This is a genomic window from Curtobacterium sp. MCPF17_051, from assembly GCF_003234595.1.
GTDB lineage: Bacteria > Actinomycetota > Actinomycetes > Actinomycetales > Microbacteriaceae > Curtobacterium > Curtobacterium flaccumfaciens.
In genome coordinates, this window is sequence record NZ_QKSE01000022.1 from 31467 (window position 1) to 55716 (window position 24250).

Here is a 24250-nt window from a genome sequence, read left to right on the forward strand (position 1 = left end):
GGGCCCCGCGCGCGCTCGGCGGGGACGCCGCCGGTTACGGTGTCCGGGTGCACGGACAACGGTCGTCGGACAGTGACACGGCGGCGGAGCCGGTCGTGCTCGTCGCGGCCGACCCGCGCCGGCGGACCGGCCGGACTCCTTGGCGGCTCGTCCTGGTCGGCGTCGTGCTCGCCGCGGTCGTCGGCGGCGCCGCGGTCGCGACCGCCGGCACGCTGGTGGCGCAGCGCATCGCGGAGTCGTTCGCCGTCCGTGACGCGACCAGCGACACCGCGGCGCTCGCACGCGTCGTGGTCGAACCCGCACTGCTCGACGCGGTCGCCGACCCGTCCCGGTCCGCCGTCGACCGGGCTGCCGCACGGACGCGCCTGGACGACGCGGTGGCCGGTGAGCTGCGCACCGGATCGGCGGTCCGGATGAAGCTCTGGGCGGCCGACGGCACGGTGCTCTGGTCGGACGAACGTCGACTGGTCGGCGAGCGCTTCCCGCTGTCCGACGAGGACCTTGAGGCGCTGGAGTCGGACCGGTCCGACGCCGAGGTGTCCGACCTGACCGAGCCGGAGAACCGTTACGAGCGCGGGCGCGGGCCGCTGCTCGAGGCCTACCAGGCGGTGCACACGCCGTCCGGCGAGGCGCTGCTGTTCGAGGCGTACCAGCCGTACGACCAGGTGCTCGCGCGCGCCGCGGACCTGCGGCGGTCGTTCGCCGTCCTGGCCTTCGGCACGGTGGCGGTGGTGCTCGCGCTCCTGGTGCCGCTGCTGCTCGGGTTGCTGCTGCGGATCCGTTCCGGGCAGCGCCTGCGGGAGCGGCTGCTCGGTCGCGCGCTCGACGCCGAGGCCGCGGAACGCCGTCGGATGGCCGCCGAACTGCACGACGGACCGGTGCAGGACGTCGCCGGACTCGCACTGTCCCTCGGTGCCGATCCCGCCACGCGCGACGCCGCCACCGTGCTCCGGGGTGCAGTGTCGTCGCTGCGGACCTCGATGGCGACGATCCGGCCGGCGGCGCCGACGCCCGAGGGACTCGGCGCCGCCCTCGACGACGCCTGTGCCCGCGCGCGCGCAGCGGGGCTCGCGACCACCGTGCGGGTGCCGGACGCGGTCGACGCGTCCCCCGGCGCGCTGCTCGCGGTCGTGCGCTTCGTCCGTGAGGCCGTCTGGAACGTCGTCAAGCACTCCGGTGCGGGCCGGGTCGACGTCACGGTGACGCAGGCCGGCGGCTCGGTCCGGGTGGTCGTGCACGACGACGGGGCGGGCTTCGACCCCGCCGTGGTCATCGAAGGCGGCCGCACCGGACACCTCGGCACGACCCTGCTGCGCGAGGTCGCCGAGGACACGGGCGGGTCCCTGCTGCTCCGGACCGCTCCGGGTGCCGGCACCACCTGGGACCTCGAGGTCCCCGTCGACGCGGAGGCCCTGCGGTGAGGATCCTGCTGGTCGACGACCACGCGCTGGTCCGGAGCGGGCTGCGCGCGGTGCTCGCGACCACGGACGACTGCGAGGTCGTCGGCGAGGCAGCCACCGGCGAAGCGGCGGTGTCGCTCGTGCCGACGCTCCGTCCCGACGTCGTCGTGATGGACCTCTCGATGCCCGGTGCCGGCGGCGTGGAGGCGACCCGGCAGGTGCGGGCGCTCCTGCCGTCGGTCCGGGTCCTCGTCATCACGACGTTCTCGGACGACCACCGGGTGCGGGCCGCGTTGGCGGCCGGCGCCACGGGCTACCTGCTCAAGGACGCCGCGCCCGACGACGTGGTCGCGGCGGTCCGTGCCGCAGCGCGCGACGAGACGCCGATCGACCCCCGGGTGGCCCGGGCGCTCCTGCCCGGTGCAGCCGCCGGAGCCGTCGCGGACCGGGGGCCGGAGCTCCCGCCCCGGGAACGGGACGTGCTCGTCCGCATCGCCCGGGGCATGTCGAACCGGCAGATCGGCACGGAGCTCGGCATCGCGGAGCGCACCGTGAAGGTGCACGTCGGGTCGCTGTTCCGGCGGATCGGCGTCGCGGACCGCACGAGCGCCGCGCTGTGGGCGCGCGACCACGGGTGGTGACCGTGCCCTGCCGAACGCTGCTGACCGGGTACTAGTACCAAGGTCTGATGGTGCGGAGTCGGGCTGGCGACGACGATCGTCGTACCGGCCAGACAGGCCCACCAGGAGGCACCCATGCACACCCAGCGCTCACGCAGGATCGGCAGCGGCATCGTCGCCGCGATCGCCCTCGGCACCGTCGCCGCCGCTGCCCTCGTCGGGGTCTCCCCCGCGAACGCGTCCGGCAAGACCTCGACCGGTGGCGACTACGCCGTCACCGTGAACGGGGTCACGACGAACCCCGCCCAGGGCAAGGAACTCAGGGTGCGCGACACCCCGGTCTCCGGCACGATCGCGGTACGGGGCAAGCACAACGGCTTCGACATCCGGGTCGCCGACCTCGGCGTGTACGACTACACGCTGACCGGCGCTCCGGACAGCCAGCGGATGGTGACGAGGCCGACCGTGGTGTTCGCGTCGAAGGTCCCGTCGCTCACCGCCGCACAGCTCGCCAGCACGAAGTTGTCGTCACTCGAGGTCAAGGACGACACCCTCGTGGTGATCTTCTCGACGGGTGCCGGGAAGCTCAAGGTCCAGGCGAAGGACGGCGCCCAGGGCGGCGTCTTCCAGATGGAGACGGAGTTCGCGGGGCCGGTGACGTTCACCCACACCCTCGGCGCGGGCCTGTTCTACTTCACGAACCCGTACACGGGCAAGATCAACTTCGGCGACGGCACGGCCGCGGTGTCCGCGGGCAGCGGTGCCCACCAGATGCTCCTCGGCAAGGACAGCCCGCAGGTCGCCACGAAGACCTCGCAGACCACGACCACCACCACGTGGACGGTCCAGCCCGGCGGGCGGCTGGGCGGGGTGCTCGGCGAGGACGCCGTCGAACTGTCGCAGGGTGCGACGAACTGCACCAGCGACTGCCAGGCGCAGAACCAGATCCGCGGGTCGCTCCCGGTCCCGCCGGACCCCGTGGACCCGACGCCGCTGGGCGTCACGCGGATCGCGTGAGCGCATGACGGACAGGAGGCCCGTGGCGACGCCGCCACGGGCCTCCTGTCCGTCCGTGCTCGTGATCAGCGCGGGATGACGGAGAACAGGAACTTCTTGCGGACCATGTACCAGGCCAGCAGGATCAGCGCCGTGTGCACCACGAACCCGATCCAGAAGTTGCCCCACGGCACTCCGGGGATCGACGCGATCGCCAAGGCGAAGAACACCTGCCAGACGAACACGTACAGGCTCGCCTGCCCGAGCGGGATCCAGAGCCAGCCGATGGCGGCGGCGATGGGCTTCCAGAACACCGTGAGGATCGCGTAGGACACGATCGCGAAGAACGCGATGTCCACCAGGCGGCCCCACTGCAGGTCCACCCGCTGGTACGCCGCGTTGTACAGCGACTCGTACATCGTCGCCGGGAACGGCACCGGGGTGAACCCGAAGTGGTCGCCGGCCCACACGTAGACCAGGAACGCCGCGTACCCGACGACGGCGACGCCGACCAGGACCTTGCCGAGACGCCCGGTGAGCGCACCGACGATCTGCCGCCGGTAGTACCCGAGCACGAGCCCGTGGGTGAACACCACCTGCCAGGTGAACAGGGGGAACACCGCCTCGAACTGGGAGTTCAGCGGACGGAATTCCGGGTTGAGCGCCTGGAACACGTACAGCGCCCAGCTGGCGGCGAGGAGCGCCCACCAGAACCCGCGGCGGATCACCCAGATCAACACCGGGATGAACAGGCTCAGCACCACGAACAGGCCCATGATGTTGAACGGCCACGGCCCCATCTCGAGCAGCAGGAACTGCCGGATCGCGTACCAGGGCGGCGGGTAGGCGAGCAGCTGCATCGCGTTCGGGTACAGGTCGTAGACCCGGCCCTCCGCATCGACACCGCCGGTCCCCGTGCCGCGGTCGGTGAACGTGGTGATGGCGTCGGTGTTCAGGAACGGGACGAAGCTCAGCGCGAAGACCACCAGGATCACCACGAGCGTGACGACGTACTGCTTGCGCGCGCGCTTCCACGCCCCGACGGCCGCCGCCCACTCGCCGAACTTCTTCACGGCGAACGGGTACGTCATGCCGAGGACCATGCCGGACAGGAACACGAACATCTCGGCGCCGGTGATCGCCCCGACGGCGTGCAGCGTGAGGTACGAGTACGGCCCGCCGATCTCGATGTGGGTGATCACCACGGCGAGGATGATGAACCCGCGGAACAGGTCGAGCCGCAGGTCACGGCCGGGCTTGCCGTCGTCGGGGTAGCGCCAGCTCGGCAGGAGCCGGCCGAACACCCCGCTCAGCAGGAACACGATCGCCAGGCCGGCGGCCAGCCAGACGATCCACGCCATCTGCTCGCCGCCGGTCTCGTACTCCTGGGAGATCGCGGCGTTGCCCTGCTGCACGGTCACGCGGTCGGTGACCGGACCGAAGGCGAAGTCACCGGATCCCTCGAGGTCGGCGCGGAAGGACTCCGCGACGCCCGGGTCCGCGGTGAGTCGCCAGTCGGCCACGCGGTTGCCGGCCTCGGGCTCGCGTCGCTCGGCCTCGAGCACGGTCATGCCCCGGATCAGCGGACGCTCCTGCACGGCGGCGAGCACCTGCCGCCACCAGCTCCGCTTGACCTGGAGCTCGGCGTCGCCCTGCAGCTCGCGGTTGTACAGGGCGCCGGTGTCGAGGAGCATCGGGCGGTCGTCGGCCGCGGCGAACCGGTCGTAGAACGTGCCCGACTGGGGTTGGTCGTACCCCCAGTCCTCGTCGAACCGGGCCTCGACCTCACCGCTGCGGGTGAGCGGCACGGCGCGGCCGGCGGCCTCGGTCGGGTCGCCCTTGCCGTACGAGAACATCGAGAGCCCGACCCAGTCGACGGCCTCGGCTCCCGGCCAGTACGGCCCGTACGGGTCGTCAGCGGCGGTGAGCTGTCCGTCGCCGTTCGTGTCCGCCTTCGCGACGTCGACCGGGGACAGGTTCCGCAGCCGCCCGGCGGACTCGCCGAACGGGTAGCCGGCACCGTACGACGGCGACCACACCATGAGCGCGTCCGACGTGCCCGCGTGCACGGTCGTGCCGAGCGCCCGGAACGCCCGGACGAACTCCGTCGGCTGCTGGCCCCAGCGGACCCACGTGCCGTTCATCTGCGGTGCGAACCGCACGAGCACCTGGGTGTCGTACTGGTCGTGCAGGTCCTCGAACACGGTGTTGACGGCACGGGTGTCCGCGGTGTCGAGCGACCGCAGTTCGCGGTCGGGTTCGAGGCTCACGACGAGCACCGCACCCTGGGTCGCCGCCGCACGCGCCGAGCGGAGGAGCTCCTGCTTCGCCGTGCGGTCGAGCGGGTAGTCGACGGAGACCCCGTACATCGACGGCGTCGCGCCGAGCCGCCCCTCGTACCCTTCGGGCGAATCGCTGGCCCAGTCGAGGTCGGGGCCGAACCACGTCGACCCCTCGGCCGGCTGCACGGCGGCCGTCGGGTGCACGGACGCAGCGGACGCCGGCAGCGCACCACCGAGCAGGAGCGTGGCGATCGTGACGATGAGGGCGACCGCGCGGGTCACCGGCTTCCTCACCGGTCGCACGCAAGCGTCCAGACGTTGTGGCCGGGCTCGTGCCGGTGCTCGAGCCGGTCGAGCGCCGCGATGGCGAGCGCCAGACCGCGCCCGCTCTCCTGCTCGACGTCGGCCATGGTGACGGCACTCAGGTCGATGTCGGCGGGCATCCCGTTGTCGGTCAGCACCGCCGTCAGGGCCTGCTCGGTGGCCTCGAGGTGCACGGTGTACCGGCGCCCGGTCCCCCGGTCGGCGCGGACGGTGTGCTCGACGATGTTCGCGGCGACCTCGGCCAGGGCGGTCTCGAGTGCGAAGCGGAGCCGGACGTCGTCGATGCCCAGGCCGTCCCACCACGCGGCGAAGCGGTCCTGCACCTCGTCGAGCGAGTCGGGCGTCGCGGCGACCTCGAACGTGGTCTCGGTGCTCACAGGGGTCCTCCGGCGGTGCTCGACTCGTGTTCGGACTGGGCTGGGGTGGCCGGGCCGCGGTACCGGACGGCCCGGATCACGATGCTGAAGATGAACAGGTCGAAGACGACCCACGCGGTGTTCACGAGCGGCGCGATCCCCTCGGCCTGGCCGGTCAGGTAGCGGATGCCGATCATGACCAGGGCCGCGACCAGGGCGCCTATCGCGTACAGCTGCGGCTTGACCAGGTCCCACCGCGGCTTCTGCTCGGTCTCGTCGCGCACCTTCGGGGTGACGCGGAACCCGAGCGGCTTGCCCCGGAAGACGTTCTCGAACGCGCTGGTCACCGACTCGATCCAGACCGGGAACAGGGCGAGCGAGTACTGCTGCCCGCGCCAGGTCGGTCTGCCGGCGGCCACCACCCAGAACAGCAGCTGGTTCAACACCAGGAACGGGATGAGCCGGGCGAAGAAGTCGACGCTGTAGGCCTGCACGGGGATGACCCCGAACGACAGGCAGAGCACCGGGGCGGCGATGTAGACGATCGCAGCGAACCCGGACAGGTAGCTCCACATCGTCGAGAAGTACATGAGCCGCTGCCCCCACGACAGCCCCTTCTGCACCAGGGGGTTCTCGCGGAAGAACACCTGCATGGTGCCCTGCGCCCAGCGGAGTCGCTGCACGAGCATCGTCGGCAGGTCCTCGGGGGCCAGGCCCTTCGCCAGGATCTCGTCGTGGTACGCCGACTTCCAGCCGAGGCCGTGCAGGCGCATCGCCGTGGCCATGTCCTCGGTCACCGAGATCGTCGCCAGCGGCATGATCGGCTGCGCCTCGTCGTCGCGGTTGACGTCGAGGGCACGGGCGAGCACGGCGATCGACTCGATGGCGGCGACCGGTGAGGCCTCGCGCCGGCCGAGCACGTCGAGCGCGGCGTCGTCGAGACCCGCGAAGGTGTTGGCGTCGGTGGACATCGCCGCGAGCTCCTGCAGGTCGTTCCGCACGGACTCGAGGTCGGCGGCGGCAAACCGGAACGCGATGGCGTCGATCCCCCGCTGGAACGCGTACGTCACGTCACCGAGGGGCTCACCGGCGCGCACCTGGTCGCGAGCCTGGTCCACCACGATCTCGGCGTCGTCGAGGGCGGCGAGCACGCGCGGGTCGGTCTCGGTCTCGCGGGAGCGGGCGAGGAGCTTGCGCGAGGTGGCGAGGGTGCGCTGGACGGACGCCTCGACCTCGGCCACGTAGCGCGAGATGCCGAGCTGCATGAGCGCCTCGCGCCGCAGGATGGCGTTCGACCCGCAGAAGAACGCCGCGTTCCAGCCGTCCTTCGACTGCTGGATCGGACCGTAGAACAGCGGCGCCTGGCTGCCGAGGGGGTCGTCGTCCGGCACGTTCTCGAACCACTGCGGCGTCTGCACGAGCGCCATCCGCGGGTCCTTGAAGTAGCCGAGGGTGCGGTCGAGGATCGCGGGGTCCGGCACCTGGTCGGCGTCGAGGATGAGCAGGAACTCGCCCTGCGTCGCGAGCAGGGCGTTGTTGAGGTTGCCGGCCTTGGCGTGCCGGGGCCGGTCCACCCAGTCGGCGCCGCGCGTGATGACGCCGATGCCGAGCGCCTCGGCCGCCGCACGCATCTCGGGACGGTTGCCGTCGTCGAGGATCCAGGTGGTGTGCGGGTGCGTGATCGCCTTCGCCGCCCGGGCGGTGCGCTCGACCAGGTCGATCGGCTCGTTGTAGGTCGTGATGAAGACGTCGACGGTGACGTCGGTGGACGGCTTCGCCGGTGGTTCGCCGCGCTCCCGGAGCCGCCAGGCCCCGAGGGCGAAGAGCAGCGAGTCGATGACGCTGTAGGTCTCGGCGAGGATCAGCGGCACCGCGATCCACCACGAGTGCCAGTTCACCGAGGCCGCCCAGCGCCAGACGATGTAGTTCACACCGGCGAGGGACGCCAGGAGCGCCACCGTCCGCACGGTCACCAGGCGTCGGCGGGCGGTCCCGGTGGCCAGGCGGCGGCGGTCCTGTCGGCTGACGTCGAGCGCGGTCACCGGGTCTCCCCGTCCGCGGCGTCGCCGGACGTGCTGCGTCGCAAGCGTTCCTCCTGATCCACCCTGCCGGTCCCGCTCCGGTCGTCGGTGTCGACCTCGGCGTAGGGACCTGTCTACCCCAGCCACGGGCCTCCTGTCAGTCCCCTGCCCCGATCTGGGGACGGACGGACACCACACGGCACGCAGCGCTCGCCTTCCGGTCACCGGCAGGGCATGCTGCTGACGGGGCACCGCGGTCGCCGGGCCCGACCGACGGAAGCGGGACACCATGTCACACCACCTCGTGATCGGCGCAGGCCCGGTGGGCCGTCACGTCGCTGCCCTGCTCACGGAGCGCGGCGACCGGGTCACGGTCGCCACCCGCTCGGGTCGCGACACCGGGCTGGAGGCAGTGGGTCACGTCGCCCTCGACGCATCGGACCCCGACGCACTCACCCGGGCCGCCGACGGCGCCGCCGTCCTCTACAACTGCGCGAACCCCGGCGCCTACCCGGAGTGGGAGCGGGCATGGCCACCACTCGCCGCGTCGCTGCTCACCGCAGCCGAACGGACCGGTGCCGTGTACGCAATCACCGGCAACCTGTACCCGTACGGTCCGGTCACCGGGCCGATGCACCCGGGTCTGCCCGATGCCGCGACCGACCACAAGGGCGCCCTCCGTGCCCGGATCTGGGCGGACGCCCTGGCGGCTCACCGTGCTGGTCGGATCCGCACGGTCGAGGTCCGCGGTTCGGACTACGTCGGCCCGGGCATCGGCGGGAACGGCCACGTCACCCGGGTGCTCCCGGCGGCCCTGCGTGGGAAGCCCGTGACGATGATCGGCCGGACCGACCTGCCGCACACGTTCACCGACGTGCTCGACGTCGCTCGCACCCTCGTCACGACGGCGGCCGACGACTCCGCGCACGGCCGGACCTGGACGGTGCCGAGCAACCCACCACGGACGCAGCAGCAGGCGCTGACCGAGGTGCTGGCGGCGGCCGGGAAGCCCCCGGTGCCGGTCCGACGCCTGCCGGCCGGCGCGGTCCGTGCCCTCGGGCTGGTGTCACCGATGCTGCGCGAACTCGCCCAACTGGGCTACCAGTGGACGGCCCCGTACGTGGTCGACGACACCGAGACCCGGACCCGCTTCGGCCTCGAGCCCACCCCGTGGGACGAGGTGTGCCGGCGGACGGTCGCCGGGATGACCGCATGAGGGCGGGGCGGGACGCGCCGTTGCGTCCCGCCCCGCCCCGCTCGTGCCGCGGCTCAGGACACCTGGAGCCGCGAGTACTGCGCCGACGAGAGCTGCTCGGCGGCACCGCCGTCGGCGCCCACCCGCCAGAGCCCGGGCGTCGGACCGCCGTCGATCACGACGAACACGTCGCCGTCCTCGTCGGCGGCTCCCACGAAGGCACCACGACCGTTCGCGGTCGGACCGCTCATCGTGTGCTCGCTGAGCGTCCCCGCGGCGTCGCGGGCGACCAGGTGTGTCAGGGTCTGGTCGACGTGGCAGCCCTTCGGACTCCCCTCGCTGGCCGACGGGCACCACTCCGCCGACTGCAGCTGCGTGAGGTGGGTCGAGTTCACCGCGGCGTACTGGAACGCGGTGCGGGGTTCGAACAGCGTGATCGTCGTCGATGCCGCGGCGATCGCGTACCAGCCGGAGTACCCGGACCCGCCGAACGCCTGGAAGCTGACGTAGAGCGTGCCCTGGCCGTCGGCGAGCAGGCCGTTCAGGTACCCGAGGCCGCTGCCGTTCGGCGCGACGACCGTCCGCTTGGTGACGGTGCCTGCCGGGCTGGCGGTGTTCACCACGCCACCGCGGCTCGTGCTCGAGAACGTCGACACCGTGCCGTCACGGCCGACCGCCCACAGCGTGCGCGTCGCCGAGGTCTCGGGCGGCGCGAAGGCGACCACGCTGGCAGCAGCACCGCCGCGCACGGACAGCTTCTGCACCGCACGGGTCACGGAGTCCACCCAGTACAGGTTGCCCTCGGCGTCGGAGCGCAGGTCCGGGGTCAGGTGCAGACCGGACGCGATGGTCTCGGTCTCGCCGCCGTCGGCCGGGTGCAGCAGGATCGCGGTGCCGTCCACCGACGGTGTGAAGACGTCGCCGTCGGCGTTCGCGGTGAAGCCGGCGCCGTCGGTCGCGACCGTGGTGGGCTCGTCCGTGCCCGAGGTCGGGAACCGCACGACGTCGCCGTTGCCGTCGAGGGCGAACAGCGACTGCGTCGTCTCCGGCTCGGGTGCCGGCGGTGACGTCCAGCGCAGCGTGACCGTGCGACCGGTCCCCCGGTGGCCGAGGGCACGCACCGAGAAGCGGTACGTGGTCGCGGGCGAGAGCTCGTCGAAGCGGTCGGAGCGGGCGCGCGGGTGGAGTCGGTGGACCTGGTGGTCGTGCCGGTTCGCGACGGCGTCGACGGCGACCTTCCAACCGGTCACCTTGGCGCCGCGGTCCGGGCCGCGCCACGTCAGCGTGGCACTGTCCGCGTCGCCGGTGACGCGGACGGCGGTCGGTGCTCCCGGCACCGACGGAGAGGTGTGCGCCGTCGCCGGCACCGCACCTCCGAAGACGAGCGCCGCGGCGGCCACCGCGGTGATGAGTGCTCGGTACACGATGGTTCCCCTGCCTTCCCCGCGGCTCCCTGCGTCACGGCTCCGGGTATCACAGCACCCTGCGGACTCCAGGGGAACGCCTGCGGGCGGGATCTGCGGTTCCCCGCACCGCAAGATGCCGCAGGCCCGGACCGGCAGACGCCGTCGTGTTCCCGAGACACCGCCGAATCCGACGGCGTCTCGCCGACTCGGCGGCGTGGAACCGACACGACGGCGTCTCGGGGGCCCGGGACCCGCACCGACGACGGACGGGAGGCCCGGTGCCAGCCGGCACCGGGCCTCCCGTCAGAAGGGGGTCGCGTCTCGGACGCGGCGCGTCTCAGTAGCGCGGCTTGCGCTCCGGACGGTCGTCACGGTCACCGCGCGGCGCGCGGTCCTCGTACCGGCGCCCGCCACCACGGCGGTCCGGGCGGATCTCGATGAGCTTGCCGCTGATCCGGGTGTCGGTCAGGCGGTCGAGCACACCGGCGTCCATGTCCGCCGGCAGTTCCACGATCGAGAAGTCCGGACGGATCTGGATCGCACCGAAGTCGTCACGGCGCAGACCGCCCTCGTTCGCGAGGGCACCGACGATCTGGCGCGGCTCGACGCGGTGGCGGCGGCCGACCTCGATGCGGTACGGGGTCATCGGCTGCGAACGACGCGGTCCGCGGTCACCACGGTCGCGGTCGCCTCCACGGTCGCCGCGGTCGCTGCGCCCACCACGGTCGTCGCGGGCACCACGCTCGTCGCGCTCGCTGCGACGGGCGTCGCGCTCCATCTGGGTGCGGAGGGCGTCGTCGGCTGCGGTGAGGAGCAGCGGCGAGTCGCCCTGCGCCACGACGGCCAGGGCTGCGGCGACGTCGTCCGAGGGGACGTCGTGGTGCTCGACGTAGTGCGCGATGACGTCGCGGAAGGCCGCGATCCGGCCCTGGTCCTCGAGCGCCGCGGTGATGGCGTCGTCGAAGCGGGTCAGGCGCGTCTCGTTGACGTCGTCGATCGTCGGCAGCTGCATCTGCGTGAGCGGCTGCTTGGTGTGGCGCTCGATCGCGGACAGCAGGCGACGCTCGCGCGGGGTGACGAAGCTGATCGAGTCACCCGAGCGGCCGGCGCGACCGGTCCGGCCGATGCGGTGCACGTAGGACTCGATGTCGACCGGGATGTCGAAGTTCACGACGTGCGTGATGCGGTCGACGTCGAGACCACGGGCGGCGACGTCGGTGGCGACCAGGATGTCGAGCTTGCCCGACTTCAGCTGGTTGACGGTGCGCTCGCGCTGGGCCTGGGCGACGTCACCGCTGATCGCGGCGGCGGCGTACCCGCGGGCACGGAGCTTCTCGGCCAGGGTCTCGGTCTCGCTCTTGGTGCGGACGAAGATGATCATGCCCTCGAAGTCCTCGACCTCGAGGATACGGGTGAGTGCGTCGACCTTCTGCGGGTACGAGACCATCAGGTAACGCTGCGTGATGTTCGCGGCGGTCTTCGTCTTGGTCTTGACGGTGATCTCGGCCGGGTCGGTCAGGTACTGCTGCGAGATGCGGCGGATCTGCGCGGGCATGGTCGCCGAGAAGAGCGCGACCTGCTTGTCGTCCGGGGTGTCGGCGAGGATCGTCTCGACGTCCTCGGCGAAGCCCATCTTGAGCATCTCGTCGGCCTCGTCGAGCACCAGGTACTTGAGCTCGGACAGGTCGAGCGTGCCCTTCGCCAGGTGGTCCATGATGCGACCCGGGGTGCCGACGATGACGTCGACGCCGCGGCGCAGGGCGGAGAGCTGCACGCCGTACGCCTGGCCGCCGTAGACCGGCAGGACGTGGACGTTCTTCATGTGCGACGCGAACTGCTCGAACGCCTCGCAGACCTGCAGGGCGAGCTCACGCGTCGGGGAGAGCACGAGCGCCTGGGGCTTCTTGCTGCCGGACTCCATGCGGGACAGGATCGGCAGCGCGAAGGCCGCGGTCTTGCCGGTGCCGGTCTGCGCCAGGCCGACGACGTCGCGCCCGGCGAGGAGCGTGGGGATGGTGGCTTCCTGGATGGCGGAAGGGGTCTCGTAGCCGATGTCCTTGACGGCCTTGAGCACAGCGTCGCTCAGGCCGAGATCGGCGAACGTCACCACGGGCCCGTCGTCGAGGGTCTCAGTGGTGGGGGTGGTGTCCGTGCTCATACCACCAACGGTATCTCGAATGCGCGCTCCGCAGGGACGGGAGGCCCGTGGCGACGCCGCCACGGGCCTCCCGTCCGTCCCCCTGGTCACGTCACGAGCGCGTGGTGCCGATCCCCAGGACCGCGTCGGCCCGGTCGTTCAGTCGCGTCAGCATCTCGGCGAGCGAGCGCAGCTCGTCCGAGGCGAACTCCCCCGTCAGGTCGTCGAACACCTCGGCGCCGGCGGCGTCCAGCTCGTCGAGCAGTCGTCGGCCGGCGGGGGCGAGGGCGACGAGCGTGGCGCGGCCGTCCGCGGGGTCGGGCGCCCCGACCAGGTGCTCGGCCTCGATCAGCGAGGCGACCCGGCGGCTGATCACCGGGCGCGACAGCCCGGTCGCGTCGGCGATCGCGGTCGCCCGGACCGGGCCGTGCCCGGCGACGGCTCGCAGGATCACGCGGGCCGTCGGGTCGAGCCCGCCCCGGGACTCGATGAGCGAGGAGCGCAGGGTCTGCCGGACCCACAGCCGGTCGAGCTGGGATCGCAGAAGTCGCTCGGCGGCACGCCGGTCGTCGGTCACGCGCTCAGCGTAGCGGGCACATTTAGTTGCTTGCCGGAAGCAACAGATGTATCGTTGCGCGGTCTGCAAAGTTTCACAGCCAGAAAAAGGAGTTCGATGACCGCCACCGCACCCGTCCCGGTGCAGCACGGTCGGCACACCGCCGAGGCCCCCGCGGCCTCAGGGGGCGCCGGCCAGCAGCCGCTGATGACCCACCGTCAGATCCTCCTGGTGATCTACGGCCTGATGGCGGGCATGTTCCTGTCCTCGCTCGGCCAGACGGTGTTCGGCACGGCGATCCGCACGATCGGCGACGACCTGCACGGGCTCGACCAGCAGGCCTGGGTGACGACCGCGTACCTCATCACCTCGACCATCGCGACGCCGATCTACGGCAAGCTCTCCGACATCTTCGGCCGCCGCCCGCTCTACATCTTCGGCATCGTCGTCTTCATCCTCGGCGCCGTCCTGTCGTCGATGTCGACCTCGATGCTCATGCTCGCCGCCTTCCGCGCGGTGCAGGGCATCGGTGCCGGCGCGCTGATGTCACTGCCGCTCGCGATCATGGGCGACATCCTCGCCCCGCGCGAGCGCGCCAAGTACCAGGGGTACTTCCTCGCCGTGTTCGGCATCTCGTCCGTCATCGGCCCGCTCATCGGCGGTCTGCTCGCCGGTTCCTCCGAGATCCTGTGGATCACCGGCTGGCGCTGGGTGCTCCTGATCAACGTGCCGATCGGTGTCGCGGCGCTCCTCATGGTCATCGTGTTCCTGCACCTGCCGAAGGTGCACGGCGCCGGCGACGCGAAGCCGAAGGTCGACTGGTGGGGCGCGACCGCCGTCATCGTCACCCTCGTGCCGCTCCTGCTCGTCGCCGAACAGGGCCGCATCTGGGGCTGGGGCTCCCCCGCCGCCCTCGCCTGCTACGTCGTCGGTGTCGTCGGCCTGATCGGTCTGCTGCTCATCGAGTCGAAGATGGGCGACGCGGCGATCATCCCGCTCAAGCTGTTCCGCTCGGGCACGTTCTCGATGGCGACCGTCATCGGGTTCCTGGTCGGCTTCGCGATGTTCGGCGCGATGCTCACCATCCCGCTCTACCTGCAGATCGTCGTCGGACTGACCCCGACCGAGTCCGGCTTCGCGACGCTGCCGCTCGTCGGTGGTCTGATGATCGCCTCGATCACCTCGGGTCAGATCGTCGCCCGCGTCGGCCGGTACCGGATCTTCCCGGTCATCGGCACCGCGCTCGTCTCCGCCGGCTACGTCGTCCTGACCTTCATGACGATCGACAAGCCGCTGTGGTTCCTGATGATCGGCATGTTCCTCATCGGGCTCGGCCTCGGCTCGGTCATGCAGTCGCTGACCCTGGCGTCGCAGGGCTCCGTCGAGGCTCGTGACATGGGCGTCGCCACGTCGTCCGCCACGTTCTTCCGCCAGATCGGTGGCACGCTCGGCACCGCCGTGCTGCTGTCCATCCTGTTCTCGGTGATGCCGGCGAACATCCTGACCGCGACCGCGAACCAGAAGGACCTCGGTCCGGCGCTCGACGCCGCGCTCAACCCGACCGTCGCCAGCGCGAAGGCGAACCAGGGCGCCATGGACAAGATCTGGACGCCCGTCGTCACCCCGCTGACGAAGACCGTGCAGTCGCAGCTCGACGCCGCCTCGGCGAAGGCGAAGCAGGCCGCCGACGCCGCGGTCACCGAGCAGGTCACCGCGGCCGTGCAGCAGCAGGTCACCGCCGGTGCCGTGCCCGCCGCAGCAGCGCAGACCGTCATCGACCAGCAGGTCGCCGCGGCCACGCCCACCGCCGAACGGTCGGCACTCGAGCAGGTCGCCGACCAGGCGCACGCCAGCGTGCAGGACGGCACCGTGTCCGTCGACTGGGCGGACGCCGGACAGCGCTCCTACTGGGTCGACGAGCTCACCCCGGAGCTGGCGAAGAAGATCGACGACGGCAACACCACGAGCGACAGCGCCACCAGCACGAACGACACCTCGTTCCTGACCGGTGCGGACAGCCGCCTGACCCGGCCGTTCATGGCGGGCTTCAACGCCTCGTCCGTGACGATCTACTGGGTCGGTCTCGGCGTCATCCTGCTCGCGTTCGTGCTGACCTGGTTCTTCCGGGTGCCGCCGCTGCGCCAGCGGTCCGCCCTGCAGGAGCAGGCCGACATGTCCGCCGAGGCGCAGCTCGAGGCCGAGGCGGGCGCCGCCGCAGCCGAGGCCGGCTCGTTCACGGGCCCGATGACCGGGTCCGTGCCGACCGGTTCGGGTTCGACCGGATCGGGTTCGACCGGTTCGGGTTCGACCGGTTCGGGTTCGACCGGTTCGGGTTCGACCGGTTCGGGTTCGACCGGATCGGGTCCCACCGGATCGGGTCCGACCGGATCCACGCCGACGCACCGTCGGTGACCGACCGGGGCGTCCGTCCGTGCCCCTTTCCGGGCGGGCGCCCCGCCCACACACACCAACCCACCAGGAGTCCACGTGATCACCACCCCGGCAGCGGCTGCGGCAACGGAGCCGTGCACGCTGCGTGAACGGAAGAAGCAGCAGACCCGGCAGGCACTGCACGACGCAGCGCTCACCCTGGTGTCCGCGCACGGGCTCGACGGCGTCACGGTCGAGCAGATCTGCGCCGACGCCGACGTCTCCCCCCGCACCTTCTTCAACTACTTCTCGTCGAAGGCGCACGCCGCGCTCGGGCTCGACTCCGTCGAGGTCCCGGAGCACTCCGCGGCCTGGTTCGCCGAGGCCGACGGTGCCCTGGTCGACGACCTGTGCGCCCTGGTCGCGGCCACCGTCCCGCTCTCGCAGGACCGCCTCCGCATGAAGGAGCTGCTCGTGCTCCGGCCGGAGATGTCCTCGATGGTGATGCAGTGGATGGCCGAGTCGCGCCAGTCCCTGCTCAGCGTCGTCGGCACCCGCACGGACGCGCAGACCGCCCGCACCGCGGTGACCCTGGTGATGTCGGCGCTCAGCGAGGCGGCGCACCGCGAGACCGTGCGGAGCAACGACGAGCTCGCGGACCGGCTCCGTGCCGTCGTGCGCGAGATGGCGGCGCTCGTCTTCTGAGCTGCCGCCGGCCGCCGGCAGGCCGCCGGCCAGCTCACCTTGTCGAATCGGGCGTACCTGGCAGGAAGTTCCTGCCCGGTACGCCCGATTCCGCTTTCCAGTGCACCTGTTCTGGGAAGGAACGTCGCGCCGTGCGCGTGCCCGGAGCCGGACGGGAGGCCCGTGGCGGTGTCGCCACGGGCCTCCCGTCCGTCAGGTGTCCGGGTGGCGAACACGCCGTCGTGTCTGCCCGACGCCGCGAAGTCGTCGAGACGCCCCCGTTCCCGGAGGCGTCTCGACGTGACGACGGCGTCTCGTGCCGCAGCAACGGGTCAGACGACGGACCAGCCGCCGTCGCTCGGCAGCACCGCACCGTTGACGTTCGCCGAGTCGTCGCTCAGCAGCCAGGTGATGGCGGCGGCGAGCTGCTCGGGCTGGGCGACCGGCGGGATGGTGGTCTGCATGATCGGACCGACCCGGCGGGCCGCGTACTCGCTGCGCATCGGTGCCTCGATGTTCGTGGCGACCGCACCCGGTGCCACGGCGTTCGCCCGGATGCCCTGCGGCCCGTGGAAGAACGCGACGCTCTTGGTGTACCCGGCGATGGCGTGCTTCGACGAGGTGTAGGCAGCACCGGCGGCCGAGGCCTTCAACGCGGCCTCGGACGCGACGTTCACGACCGAGCCCTTGCCGGCGGCGATCATCAGCGGCAGCACCGCGCGGGTCAGGCGCATCGGGCCGGTGACGTTGACGCTGAAGACACGCTCCCAGGTGGCGTCGTCGACCTCGTCCGGCGGCAGGAACGCGTCCATGATGCCGGCGACGTTGGCGAGCCCGTCCACCCGGTCGCCGGCGGCGGCGATGAGTGCGTCGATGGTCTCGCTCGCGGCGACGTCGCCGACGACGGTCTCCACGGCGAAGCCCTCGAGCTCCGAGCGGAGTGCGTCGAGTCGCTCGGCCACGACGTCGGTCGCGATGACGCGCCCGCCCTCGTTCGCGATGCGCGTCGCCGTGGCGCGTCCGATGCCGGAACCCGCTCCGGTGACGATGATGGTCCTGCCGGTGAACCGTCCGGCGGTGGTGTCGGTCATGTCGTCTCCTCGATGAGAGGCGCTCACTGCGCCACACCGGTTATAGCACTCAGTGCCGAAAGGTCTCCATGAGCTCGACGAACGACCGTCCGACGGGGCGCCCGCGCACCATCGACCCCGACGCCGTGTCCCTCGTCGCACTCCGGCTGTTCGACGAGCAGGGCTTCGACGCGGTGTCGATGGAGGACGTCGCCTCGGCGGCCGGGGTGAGTCGTCGGTCGCTCTTCCGGCTGTTCCCGAACAAGGCGGCGCTGGTGTGGGGCGGTCTCGACGAGTTCGCCGCACGGTTCCGCGAAGCCCTGCGGTCACGGCCGGCAGACGAGCCCTCGGCGGTGGCGCTCCGGGCGGCCTACCGGATCGGAGCGACGTTCCCGGAGGACGCGGTCGAGGTCACCCGACACCGACTCCGGGTCATCCGCGCGAACCCGTCGCTCGAGCACGTCGGTGCCGCCACGGTCACGGCCCTGACCGATGAGATCCTGCGGTACGTGGCCGAGCGGGACGGGGTCACCGCCGACGACCTCGCCGTCGCCGTGCGCGCCCACACGCTGGCCGCCGCCGCGAGCGCCGCACTCACCTGGTGGGCGCTGCACGGCGACGGACGGCCGGAGGACGTCGTGGAGCGTGCACTGGTGCTGCTCGGCTGACGAGCCCCCGGGGTTCCCCCACTCCGCACACCGGAGTACCTTGCCGGGCATGCACACGACCGGGCCCGCGCCGTACTTCCAGTTCGCCGGCGCCGCCAGGCAGGCCCTCGAGCACTGGCAGCGGGTGTTCGGTGGCGAGGTGCAGATCGCGACCTACGCGGACTTCTCCCGCACGGACGGTCCGGCCGACGCCGTCGCGCACGGCCAGCTCACCGGTGAGCTGCAGCTGTTCGCCGCGGACGCGAGCGAGCGCGACACCCCGTTCTCGGCGACGGGGCTGCTCTTCTCACTGCTCGGCGCTGCGGAACCGGGCGTCCTGCGTCGGTGGTTCGACCAGCTCGCCGTGGGCGGCACGGTCGTCGACCCGCTGCAGCAGCGCCCGTGGGGCGACTGGGACGGCATCGTCCGTGACGCGTACGGGGTCACCTGGCTGATCGGGTTCGAGGACTCGGCGCGCTGATTCCCGCCCGCTGCAGCGCCTACTGCTGGTCGGACGGCAGCAGCGGCGCCCAGAAGGCGTCGGGACCGTCGGCCTGCAACGCGTCGCGCTCGAACCGGAACCCGTAGTCGCGCACGAAGTCGAGGGCCGCGGCCTGCTCGTCCTCGGCGTCGTCGTGGTCCGCGTCGAACAGGTACACCCCGTGCCCCATCGCGACACCGGCGTCGCTGATGACGGAGAGGTCCCAGCGCCCCTGTTCGGAACGCTCGATCCGGACGACGGCGGCCTGGGATGCGGTGAAGTCAGCCATGCCGCGAGCCTACGGACGCCCCGTGGCTGGCGTTCAGGATGCTCCGCGGCCACTACGCTGTGCACGGTCACAGGTCAGACGAGTGGAGAACGAATTGTCAGTCGGATTGCTCGCCGTGGTGGACGACATCCTCTCCGCAGCCCTCAAGGCCAGCGCGAAGACCGCCGGGGTCGTGATCGACGACGCCGCCGTCACGCCCCAGTACGTGCAGGGCCTCGAGCCCGCTCGTGAACTCCCGGTCGTCGGGCGCATCGCCCTCGGCAGCCTGTTCAACAAGTTCATCATCATCATCCCGCTGGCCTTGCTGCTCACGGCCTTCGCACCCGGGGTGCTGCCGTGGCTGCTGCTGCTCGGCGGCACCTACCTGTGCTTCGAGGGTGCCGAGAAGGTCACCGAGTGGTTCGGTGTCCACCACGAGGGCGGGTCCGACGAGGCCGTCACCGAACCGAAGCTCGTCTTCGGCGCCATCCGCACCGACCTCATCCTGAGCACCGAGATCATGCTCATCGCACTGGCGGGCCTCGATCCAGACCTGGGGCTCTGGCCGACGCTCGGCGCCCTGATCGTGATCGGTCTGGTCATGACCGCGGTCGTCTACGGCGCCGTGGCACTGCTCGTGAAGGTCGACGACATCGGCCTGCAGATGATGAAGAACTCCGTCCGCCGCACCCGCCGGATCGGTGCCCGCATCGTGCGTGCGATGCCGATGGTCTTCCGGGTCATCAGCGTCATCGGCACGGTCGCGATGCTGTGGGTCGGTGGCCACCTGGTCATCGCGAACCTCGCCGAGACCTTCTGGCACGGTCCGTACGACCTGCTGCACGTGATCGAGCACGCGCTCGAGGCCGCAGGCCCCGTCGTCGTCTGGATCGCCGACACGGCCGTGTCGGCCGTGGTCGGCCTCGCGCTGGGCATGGTCGTCGTCGGCATCGTGCTGGGCATCGGCCGCCTGCGCGGCAAGCGGCACTGACGCGGCTGCACGGCGGACGGGAGGCCCGTGGCGGTCCGACGCCGCGCCTCCCGTCCGGCGCACCGCGCGCCCACCGCTGACGGTGCGAGCCGCACTCAGCGCTGCACGTTCTCCAGGTCCTCGAGCAGGCTCGGGTGCGTCGGGACCCAGCCGAGCGCTCCGCGCGTGTGGGCACTCGACGCCGGCTGGTCCATCGCGAAGATCGGCGCGAACGCGCCGAACGTCTCGTCGGCCACCCGCTCGACGGGCAGGCCGAGCCGACGCCCGATGACCTCGGCCAGGTCACGCACCCGGTCGCCCTCGTCGGCGACCGCGTGCCAGACGGTCCCCGCCGGAGCACCTTCGAGCGCGAGCCGGAACAACACCGCGGCGTCCGCGGCGTGCACGGCGGGCCACCGCTGCTCGCCGTCGCCGGGGTAGCCCGCGACCCCCGCCTGTCGGGCCGCCTCCGTCAGGATCCCGGCGAACCCGCCCGTGCCGTCCGCGTGCACGGTGCGCGGCAGCCGGATCGCCGAGACCCGGACTCCCCGTGCCGCCAGGTCGAGGGCGGCGAGGACGGATCGGGCTCGACCCGCGACCGGCCCCTCGAGCGGGAGCGGGTCGGTCTCGACCGATGCCCGACCGGGCTCCCACGGTGTGCCGGAGACGACGACGAACGGGCGGTCGCTGCCGACGAGCGCCTCGCCGAGTGCGGCCATGGCGGCACCTTCCTCGGCGATGCCCCGCTCGAGCGCCTCCGCCGAACTGAAGTCGTTCGAGAACGCGAGGCTGATGACCCCGTCGGCGGCGCGTGCGCCCTCGCGCAGCACCTCGAGGTCGGTGAGTGCACCGCGGGTGGGGGTCGCCCCCGCGGCGACGAGGGCAGCGGCCGACCGGTCCGACCGGGCCAGGGCCGTGACGGTGTGCCCGGCTGCGATGAGTTCGGTGACGACCGCGGTGCCGATGGTGCCGGTGCCGCCGGTGACGAAGACGTGCATGGGTGCTCCTCAGAAGTGATGGGACTTTTGTACCGTCACCGTACACCTGCGATGGGACAATTGTCCCGTCGCGTATGATCGTCCCATGGTGCGATGGCAACCCGGGGCCCGGGAACGACTGGTCCTGGCCGCGGTCGACCTGTTCTCCGAGCAGGGCTACGACGAGACGACCGTCGCGCAGATCACCGACCGCGCCGGTGTCACGAAGAGCACGTTCTTCCGGCACTTCCCGGACAAGCGCGAACTGCTCGTCGCCGGGCAGGAGACCCTGAGCCGGCTCCTGGCCGAGGGGATCACCGGTGCACCGGCCGGCGCCACCCCGCTCGATGCCGTCGCCGCGGGACTGGAACGGGCCTCGGACGAGATGGGACCGCTCAACCGCGAGCTCGGACCACGACTGCGAGCGGCCGTCGCCGCCAGCGCCGAGCTGCAGGAGCGCGACGCCCTGAAGAGCGTCGGGATGGCCGCGGCCATGACCGACGCCCTGGTCGGCCGCGGTGTCGCCGACGCGCCCGCTCGGCTGGCCGCCGAGATGGGTGTCCTGGCATTCAAGCAGGGCTTCGAGCGGTGGTCCGGTGTGGGGCGCGCGGACGACGACCGGCTGGCCGACCACGCCACGGCCGCGCTCGCGGAGCTCCGAGCCGCGGCCGCCCAGCTCGGCTGAGCGGACGCCGGTCGCGCATCGTCGTATCCTCGGCGCCATGGCAACGGTGCGACAGGTCCAGGTGACGTTCGACTGCGCCGAGCCGGAGCGTGTCGCCCGGTTCTGGTGCGAGGTCCTCGGGTACGTGGTGCCACCGCCCCCACCGGGGTTCGCCGACTGGGACGCGTTCGACCGGTCGCTGCCGCCGGAGCACCGAGGATCGGCCTTCGCGTGCGTCGACCCGACGGGTGCCGGGCCCCGCCTGTTCTTCCAGCGCGTCCCCGAGGGCAAGACGGCGAAGAACCGGGTGCACCTGGACGTCCGGGTCGGCACCGGGCTGGTCGGTGCCGAACGGCTCGCGGCCCTCGACGCCGAGAGCGCCCGACTGGTCGGACTCGGCGCCACCCAGGTCCGTCGCATGACCGCGGACCAGGTGAACGAGTCGTGCATCGTCATGCAGGACGTCGAGGGCAACGAGTTCTGCCTGGACTGACCGGCGTATCGTCGACGGACCCGAAACCGCACCGCCGCGCCACGGAAGGACCCCCACCCCGAATGACCGTCACCACCGCATCCGACGCCACCGCCCTCGAACACCTGCTGGGGTCGGACCAGGTGCTCCGCGACCCGGAGTCGCTCGAGCGCTACCGTCACGACGACGCCGAGTGGGCCGACTCCACCGCGCCGCTCGCCGTGGTCCTGGCACGCAGCACCGACGACGTCGTCACCGCCCTCCGCTGGGCAGCAGCCGCGGGTGTCCGGGTCGTCCCCCGTGGTGCCGGCACCGGCCTGTCCGGCGGCGCGAACGCGATGGCCGACTCGATCGTCGTGTCGCTCGAGCGGATGAACCGGGTGCTCGAGGTAAACACCGACGAGCGCTACGCCGTCACCGAGCCCGGCGTCATCAACGACGCACTCCGCGCGGCGGTCGCCGAGCACGGCCTCTGGTACCCGCCGGACCCGGCGAGCTCGGCCATCTCGACGATCGGCGGCAACGTCGCGACGAACGCCGGCGGCATCTGCTGCGTCAAGTACGGGGTCACCCGCGACTACGTGCTCGGCATGACCGTCGTGCTGGCCGACGGATCGGTGGTCGAGCTCGGTCGCCGGACGGCGAAGGGCGTCGCCGGGTACGACCTCACCGGGCTGATGGTCGGTTCCGAGGGCACGCTCGGCATCGTCGTGTCGGTCACCGTGAAGCTGCTCCCCCTGGCCGGCCGTGACGAGCGCGCCGTGATCGGGTACTTCCCCTCGCTGACCGCAGCGGGCGACGCCGTGGCCGCGATCTCGCGGGCGGGCATCATCCCCGCGGCACTCGAGATCGTCGACCGCACCTGCCTGCGAGCCGTCGACGCCTGGATGCACCTCGGGCTGCCGGCGGACGTCGACACCCTGCTGCTCGCACGGGTCGACGAGCGCGGTGCGGCCGGCGACGGGATCGCCGACCACGTCGCCGACGTCTTCGCGCGGGCCGGCGGCACGGACGTCGAGCGGGCCACCGATCCCCAGGACATCGACCGACTGTTCCAGGCCCGCCGACTCGCCTACCCGGCACTCGAACGGCTCGGTCCGGTGCTGACCGAGGACATCTGCGTGCCGCGGAGCGCGGTGCCCGAGATGCTCCGGCGGATCCAGGTGACCGCGGACGCACAGGACGTCACGATCGCCAACATCGCGCACGCCGGCGACGGCAACCTGCACCCGCTGATCATCGCGCCCGAGGGCGACGACGCCGCGAAGGCCCGTGCGAAGACCGCGTTCGACCAGATCGTGGCGGACTGCCTGGCGCTCGGTGGGACCGTGACCGGTGAGCACGGCGTCGGGCTGCTGAAGCTGCCGGGCCTGCGGGTCGAGCTCGGCGACCGCGTGCTCGCGATGCACCGCTCCGTCAAGGACGCGCTCGACCCGGCGGGGACCCTGAACCCGGGCAAGGCGTTCTGACCGGGCAGACGACGGACGGGAGGCCCGGTGCCAGCTGGCACCGGGCCTCCTGTCCGTCAGGTGGTCGCGTTCAGCGACCGGTGTGCGTCACGCAGGAGCGCATCCGCACGCCCGCCCGCTCAGTGGCGACGGAAGTACCCGTTCGCGCCACCGACGTACATCAGGATGGTCGCGATGAGCACCGCGATGCCACCGATCCAACCGAAGGCGTTGCCACCCGAGGCCGCGCCGACGCCGACACCGATCAGCTGCAGGATCGCGAGGACCGTCAGCACGATGCGGGCCCAGTTGCGGCCGTCGCGCATCTTGAAGACGATGATGAGCTCGATCACGGCGAGGATGAACGCGAAGATCGCGCCGCCGACGAGCGGGGCGGTGCCGACGTCCTGTGCGGCGGACGAGCTGCCACCCGAGACCAGACCGATGATGCCCTGCAGGATGTTCGCCAGGACCACGACGAGCCAGATGACGAACGAGACGGTGACGGAGGTGGGACGACTGGACGTCGATGCCATGGGGAATGCCTTTCTCTATGGACCACGTTCAGCGGCCTCTCAGAGAACGTCGTTGCAGGCGCGCTCGCTGTCCGGATGAGCCCGAAGGTCACAGAGCGGTAACGACGGCGAATCCGTCCAAACCCTTCGCCGCAGGGTGCCGAATCACCTGCAACGACCGGGAAACACCCGGAGCGCTCACCAGCCGCACATCGCTGGTTCTCCACCCCACCGAGGGTGTGTTCGGCGCGCACACAGCAGCCGCGCCGAGCGCGACAACAGCAAAGGACTGATCACGATGCGTAAGAGCCTCAAGACCTCCATCACCCTCGCCACGACCGGCGCCCTCGTCCTCGGCGGTGCCGCGTTCGGGATCTCCTCCGCACAGGCC

22 protein-coding genes are annotated in these 24250 nt (G+C 71.6%); 12 read left to right on the top strand and 10 right to left on the bottom strand.

Features of this window, described 5'->3' with window-relative positions; translation table 11 throughout:
- The first annotated feature begins 47 nt into the window (after positions 1-47).
- From DEJ35_RS15360 to DEJ35_RS15370, 3 genes are all read left to right on the top strand, one after another.
- Entirely contained in the window at positions 48-1421 is a 1374-nt protein-coding gene (locus DEJ35_RS15360) for an ATP-binding protein (protein ID WP_111193082.1), read from the top strand.
- A complete protein-coding gene (locus tag DEJ35_RS15365; protein ID WP_111123859.1) occupies positions 1418-2041 on the top strand; it encodes a response regulator transcription factor in 624 nt (207 codons plus the stop codon). The genes DEJ35_RS15360 and DEJ35_RS15365 overlap by 4 nt, the downstream gene beginning before the upstream one ends.
- A 114-nt stretch (positions 2042-2155) precedes the next feature.
- On the top strand, positions 2156-3037 hold the full coding sequence (locus DEJ35_RS15370) for a hypothetical protein (protein ID WP_111193083.1): 882 nt from the start codon (positions 2156-2158) through the stop codon (positions 3035-3037).
- A 65-nt stretch (positions 3038-3102) separates the two neighbouring features.
- On the opposite strand, the gene opgC is transcribed toward DEJ35_RS15370, so the two are convergent.
- Genes opgC through DEJ35_RS15385 form a run of 3 tightly spaced genes read right to left on the bottom strand, consistent with a single transcriptional unit; the run spans position 3103 to position 7951 of the window.
- The gene (gene opgC / locus DEJ35_RS15375; protein WP_146244816.1) at positions 3103-5580 is read right to left on the bottom strand and encodes an OpgC domain-containing protein; all 2478 of its coding nucleotides are present in this window, start codon (positions 5578-5580) and stop codon (positions 3103-3105) included.
- 8 nt (positions 5581-5588) lie between these two features.
- Positions 5589-5999 carry an ATP-binding protein gene (locus DEJ35_RS15380; protein WP_110862635.1) on the bottom strand — a complete coding sequence of 137 codons (411 nt, stop codon included), beginning with the start codon at positions 5997-5999 and terminating at the stop codon, positions 5589-5591.
- On the bottom strand, positions 5996-7951 hold the full coding sequence (locus tag DEJ35_RS15385) for a glycosyltransferase (protein ID WP_258378508.1): 1956 nt from the start codon (positions 7949-7951) through the stop codon (positions 5996-5998). Before DEJ35_RS15385 ends, DEJ35_RS15380 begins: the two co-directional genes overlap by 4 nt.
- Positions 7952-8288: 337 nt before the next feature.
- Between DEJ35_RS15385 and DEJ35_RS15390 the strand changes: the two genes are divergently transcribed.
- Positions 8289-9215: an NAD-dependent epimerase/dehydratase family protein gene (locus tag DEJ35_RS15390; RefSeq protein WP_111193085.1), complete on the top strand. Its 927-nt coding sequence runs from the start codon at positions 8289-8291 to the stop codon at positions 9213-9215.
- Positions 9216-9268: 53 nt separating this feature from the next.
- Here the strand turns inward: DEJ35_RS15390 and DEJ35_RS15395 are convergent, their stop codons facing one another.
- The 3 genes from DEJ35_RS15395 to DEJ35_RS15405 all read right to left on the bottom strand — a co-directional run bounded on the left by DEJ35_RS15395 (position 9269) and on the right by DEJ35_RS15405 (position 13314).
- Complete coding sequence (locus DEJ35_RS15395; protein ID WP_146244817.1) at positions 9269-10618, bottom strand: fibronectin type III domain-containing protein; 1350 nt, start codon at positions 10616-10618, stop codon at positions 9269-9271.
- A gap of 319 nt (positions 10619-10937) precedes the next feature.
- Positions 10938-12758, bottom strand: a complete 1821-nt coding sequence (locus DEJ35_RS15400; protein WP_110862632.1) for a DEAD/DEAH box helicase — start codon at positions 12756-12758, stop codon at positions 10938-10940.
- 91 nt (positions 12759-12849) lie between these two features.
- Positions 12850-13314: a MarR family winged helix-turn-helix transcriptional regulator gene (locus tag DEJ35_RS15405; protein WP_181420175.1), complete on the bottom strand. Its 465-nt coding sequence runs from the start codon at positions 13312-13314 to the stop codon at positions 12850-12852.
- A 96-nt stretch (positions 13315-13410) separates the two neighbouring features.
- Between DEJ35_RS15405 and DEJ35_RS15410 the strand changes: the two genes are divergently transcribed.
- Together DEJ35_RS15410 and DEJ35_RS15415 are read left to right on the top strand one after the other, a co-directional pair.
- Positions 13411-15705 carry an MDR family MFS transporter gene (locus DEJ35_RS15410; RefSeq protein ID WP_258378506.1) on the top strand — a complete coding sequence of 765 codons (2295 nt, stop codon included), beginning with the start codon at positions 13411-13413 and terminating at the stop codon, positions 15703-15705.
- A gap of 75 nt (positions 15706-15780) precedes the next feature.
- Positions 15781-16368 carry a TetR/AcrR family transcriptional regulator gene (locus DEJ35_RS15415; protein ID WP_111193088.1) on the top strand — a complete coding sequence of 196 codons (588 nt, stop codon included), beginning with the start codon at positions 15781-15783 and terminating at the stop codon, positions 16366-16368.
- A gap of 311 nt (positions 16369-16679) precedes the next feature.
- On the opposite strand, the gene DEJ35_RS15420 is transcribed toward DEJ35_RS15415, so the two are convergent.
- Complete coding sequence (locus DEJ35_RS15420; protein ID WP_110862630.1) at positions 16680-17438, bottom strand: SDR family NAD(P)-dependent oxidoreductase; 759 nt, start codon at positions 17436-17438, stop codon at positions 16680-16682.
- Between the two features lie 68 nt (positions 17439-17506).
- Between DEJ35_RS15420 and DEJ35_RS15425 the strand changes: the two genes are divergently transcribed.
- Complete coding sequence (locus DEJ35_RS15425) at positions 17507-18085, top strand: TetR family transcriptional regulator (protein ID WP_111193089.1); 579 nt, start codon at positions 17507-17509, stop codon at positions 18083-18085.
- A 49-nt stretch (positions 18086-18134) separates the two neighbouring features.
- A complete protein-coding gene (locus DEJ35_RS15430) occupies positions 18135-18545 on the top strand; it encodes a VOC family protein (RefSeq protein WP_111193090.1) in 411 nt (136 codons plus the stop codon).
- 19 nt (positions 18546-18564) lie between these two features.
- On the opposite strand, the gene DEJ35_RS15435 is transcribed toward DEJ35_RS15430, so the two are convergent.
- A complete protein-coding gene (locus DEJ35_RS15435; RefSeq protein ID WP_111193091.1) occupies positions 18565-18834 on the bottom strand; it encodes a hypothetical protein in 270 nt (89 codons plus the stop codon).
- Between the two features lie 94 nt (positions 18835-18928).
- Here DEJ35_RS15435 and DEJ35_RS15440 point away from each other — a divergent pair, with 94 nt between their 5' ends.
- A complete protein-coding gene (locus tag DEJ35_RS15440; RefSeq protein WP_110862657.1) occupies positions 18929-19804 on the top strand; it encodes a DUF808 domain-containing protein in 876 nt (291 codons plus the stop codon).
- 95 nt (positions 19805-19899) lie between these two features.
- Here the strand turns inward: DEJ35_RS15440 and DEJ35_RS15445 are convergent, their stop codons facing one another.
- Positions 19900-20781, bottom strand: coding sequence for an SDR family oxidoreductase (locus DEJ35_RS15445; RefSeq protein ID WP_111193092.1), 882 nt, complete (start codon positions 20779-20781; stop codon positions 19900-19902).
- Between the two features lie 85 nt (positions 20782-20866).
- On the opposite strand from DEJ35_RS15445, the gene DEJ35_RS15450 reads away from it, so the two are divergent.
- From DEJ35_RS15450 to DEJ35_RS15460, 3 genes are all read left to right on the top strand, one after another.
- Positions 20867-21445, top strand: coding sequence for a TetR/AcrR family transcriptional regulator (locus DEJ35_RS15450; protein ID WP_110862626.1), 579 nt, complete (start codon positions 20867-20869; stop codon positions 21443-21445).
- Positions 21446-21482: 37 nt separating this feature from the next.
- Complete coding sequence (locus DEJ35_RS15455; protein WP_111123853.1) at positions 21483-21917, top strand: VOC family protein; 435 nt, start codon at positions 21483-21485, stop codon at positions 21915-21917.
- 62 nt (positions 21918-21979) lie between these two features.
- Complete coding sequence (locus DEJ35_RS15460; RefSeq protein ID WP_111193093.1) at positions 21980-23365, top strand: FAD-binding oxidoreductase; 1386 nt, start codon at positions 21980-21982, stop codon at positions 23363-23365.
- Between the two features lie 119 nt (positions 23366-23484).
- Here the strand turns inward: DEJ35_RS15460 and DEJ35_RS15465 are convergent, their stop codons facing one another.
- Positions 23485-23880: a hypothetical protein gene (locus tag DEJ35_RS15465; protein WP_110862623.1), complete on the bottom strand. Its 396-nt coding sequence runs from the start codon at positions 23878-23880 to the stop codon at positions 23485-23487.
- Between the last annotated feature and the right edge of the window lie 370 nt (positions 23881-24250).

Excerpts from the sequence above, each read along its gene's own strand:
- DEJ35_RS15370 (WP_111193083.1), top strand. The coding sequence starts at position 2,156 with ATGCACACCCAGCGCTCACGCAGGATCGGCAGCGGCATCGTCGCCGCG.
- DEJ35_RS15390 (WP_111193085.1), top strand. The coding sequence starts at position 8,289 with ATGTCACACCACCTCGTGATCGGCGCAGGCCCGGTGGGCCGTCACGTC.
- DEJ35_RS15400 (WP_110862632.1), bottom strand. The coding sequence starts at position 12,758 with ATGAGCACGGACACCACCCCCACCACTGAGACCCTCGACGACGGGCCC.
- DEJ35_RS15410 (WP_258378506.1), top strand. The coding sequence starts at position 13,411 with ATGACCGCCACCGCACCCGTCCCGGTGCAGCACGGTCGGCACACCGCC.
- DEJ35_RS15420 (WP_110862630.1), bottom strand. The coding sequence starts at position 17,438 with ATGACCGACACCACCGCCGGACGGTTCACCGGCAGGACCATCATCGTC.
- DEJ35_RS15425 (WP_111193089.1), top strand. The coding sequence starts at position 17,507 with ATGAGCTCGACGAACGACCGTCCGACGGGGCGCCCGCGCACCATCGAC.
- DEJ35_RS15430 (WP_111193090.1), top strand. The coding sequence starts at position 18,135 with ATGCACACGACCGGGCCCGCGCCGTACTTCCAGTTCGCCGGCGCCGCC.
- DEJ35_RS15435 (WP_111193091.1), bottom strand. The coding sequence starts at position 18,834 with ATGGCTGACTTCACCGCATCCCAGGCCGCCGTCGTCCGGATCGAGCGT.
- DEJ35_RS15445 (WP_111193092.1), bottom strand. The coding sequence starts at position 20,781 with ATGCACGTCTTCGTCACCGGCGGCACCGGCACCATCGGCACCGCGGTC.
- DEJ35_RS15450 (WP_110862626.1), top strand. The coding sequence starts at position 20,867 with ATGGTGCGATGGCAACCCGGGGCCCGGGAACGACTGGTCCTGGCCGCG.
- DEJ35_RS15455 (WP_111123853.1), top strand. The coding sequence starts at position 21,483 with ATGGCAACGGTGCGACAGGTCCAGGTGACGTTCGACTGCGCCGAGCCG.
- DEJ35_RS15460 (WP_111193093.1), top strand. The coding sequence starts at position 21,980 with ATGACCGTCACCACCGCATCCGACGCCACCGCCCTCGAACACCTGCTG.
- DEJ35_RS15465 (WP_110862623.1), bottom strand. The coding sequence starts at position 23,880 with ATGGCATCGACGTCCAGTCGTCCCACCTCCGTCACCGTCTCGTTCGTC.